The sequence below is a fragment of the Sulfurovum sp. genome (assembly GCF_041562805.1).
GTDB lineage: Bacteria > Campylobacterota > Campylobacteria > Campylobacterales > Sulfurovaceae > Sulfurovum.
Window position 1 is genome coordinate 1 of the sequence record NZ_JBFFOH010000261.1, and the last position, 2,148, is coordinate 2,148.

Sequence of the window (2,148 nt, forward strand, 5' to 3'; positions counted from 1 at the left end):
ACGGTTTATATCTTTTAATATTAAAACTCCTGATACTCTTTTTATTGACCCTTTGGCTCTATATACACTTTTATGATATGCATACAAAAAATCACAAATGGTTCAAGCAGAAGTCATGGCTTTTTAGTTTTATATTTGTGTTTATTGCACTGGAATTAGGTTTGGACTTTAGCTACTTTTCGAACATCGATACACACCTACCTGTAAATTGTTGTTCAGCACTTTTTGGACAACTTGAAGGTGCAAACCCCCTTCCCTTTGGGTTAAATATCTCTTTACTGTTAGTCTTGTTTTATTTACTCTATTTTTTAGTCGTCTTAACACTAAAAAGCGGATACACAGTACTTTATATAGCAACAAATATACTTTTTGTCTACATAGCTTACTACGCAGTGGTGTATTTCTTTGGTACATATATTTATCAACTACCAACACATAAATGCCCATTTTGTATGTTACAGGCTGAGTATGCTTATGTAGGATATCTTTTATGGGCATCACTGTTCATGGGGACTTATATGGGATTAAGTAATGCTGTTTCTACACTATGGTTAGGGAAAAAAGATCTTAGATCAGAAAAGATAGTTGTATCGTTACTTAGCCTGTTTGTGCTACTATGCACAGCTTATGTGGCAGTGTATTACCTGCGAAATGGTGTATTATTATAAATGGAGTCTTTATGAAAAAACTTTTACCCTTACTTATCATTCTTTTGGTCATGAGTATTATCGCTATGATCTTTATCTCTATGGCTAAAGATACTCAACCTGTCACTGTTGTAAAAAACAATACAGAGATGAAAGCCCTGCCCCTGAAGGTAAATTTTACCAATGATTCATACTGTAAAATGCTCATCACTACAAAGAGAAATAGTGTGCAAGTTGTATCACCTGATGGAAAAACCTGCTTCTTTGACGATCCTGGTTGCATGATCCTATGGCTAGAAGATAAATCCTTTAAAGCAGATGTAAAAATATGGATCTATACTATCGATACAAAACAGTGGATAGATGCGAAAACAGCATGGTATGGGATTAAAGATAAAACTGAAATGCATTATGGTTTTGGCGCAAGAGAACAGAGAGAAGAAGGTGCAATAGACTTTAATGAAATGCGACTTCGTATGTTAAGAGGTGAAAGTCTGGCTAATCCAAAGATCAGAAAAAAGTTATTGGGAGCCTAGGTGGAAAGCATTGACCTTTTATCTATTGCGACTATTGCCTTGTTGGGTTCTTTTGGTCATTGTATAGGGATGTGTGGAGGGATTGTCATTGCATACAGTAGTAGAAAGGTAGATGAGAAGTGGTCCAAACTTATGCAGAGCATTGCGCATTTAGTATATTCTTTCGGACGCATAACAACATATGTGATGTTGGGTGCTATTTTTGGAGCCATAGGTGGTGTGGCACAGTTTAATGGTTACACTACGGCAGCACTTACGATCATAGCAGGTATTTTTATGATATTGGCAGGGTTATCTCTCTTAGGAAAGATTGAGTTCTTGACAAAACTTGAACACTCTTTTTCTAAAAGTAAATGGTATCAGGATGTATTTCGTCAAGTGTTACAATCCAAATCACTTTACAGCTTTTATATATTGGGACTTCTTAATGGACTTTTGCCTTGTGGTTTGGTCTACTTTTTTGCTGTAACGGCTGCAAGTACAGGAAGCCCGATTTGGGGAGCACTTGTCATGTTTATATTTGGGCTTAGCACAGTACCCGCACTTTTTAGTCTGGGATTCTTTACCCAGCTTCTGGGGCAAAGTTCATTTCGAAAAACGATGATGAATTTGGCTTCTATTGTGGTCATTTTATTTGGTGTTCACACTATCTACAGAGGGTATGACTTTATAGAAAATCCAGAAAAATCTGTACTTAATTGCTGTGAAGAAGAGGGAAAAGTGGGAGATAAAGAGGCCAATGCAACTACATTGACTCCTTTTAAGGTGATGAAATAATCGAACTTACTTCATTTTAATTTTGCTTAGGACTTAAAGCCCTATATGATATAAGTTTTTAAAAGAGGTAGTTTGTTGAGTAGGTTATCACAGTAGGTATAGTCATCCAAGCCCTCTTTCCATTCACTTGGGATAGCATCTGCACCTTGATAAGCACCTAAAACCATACCGATTGCTATGGCACGTGA

3 protein-coding genes are annotated in these 2,148 nt (G+C 36.5%); all 3 read left to right on the top strand.

The genetic code is table 11. The features are described 5' to 3' along the window. Nucleotides 1-668: hypothetical protein (locus ABYK33_RS15520; RefSeq protein ID WP_373034229.1), on the top strand; the 668-nt coding region annotated here is incomplete at its 5' end. A gap of 11 nt (nt 669-679) precedes the next feature. Continuing rightward, a complete protein-coding gene (locus tag ABYK33_RS15525; RefSeq protein ID WP_373034230.1) occupies nt 680-1,183 on the top strand; it encodes a hypothetical protein in 504 nt (167 codons plus the stop codon). Further along, a complete protein-coding gene (locus ABYK33_RS15530) occupies nt 1,184-1,960 on the top strand; it encodes a sulfite exporter TauE/SafE family protein (protein WP_373034231.1) in 777 nt (258 codons plus the stop codon). Nucleotides 1,961-2,148 lie beyond the last annotated feature (188 nt).

Excerpts from the sequence above, each read along its gene's own strand:
- ABYK33_RS15525 (WP_373034230.1), top strand. The coding sequence starts at position 680 with ATGAAAAAACTTTTACCCTTACTTATCATTCTTTTGGTCATGAGTATT.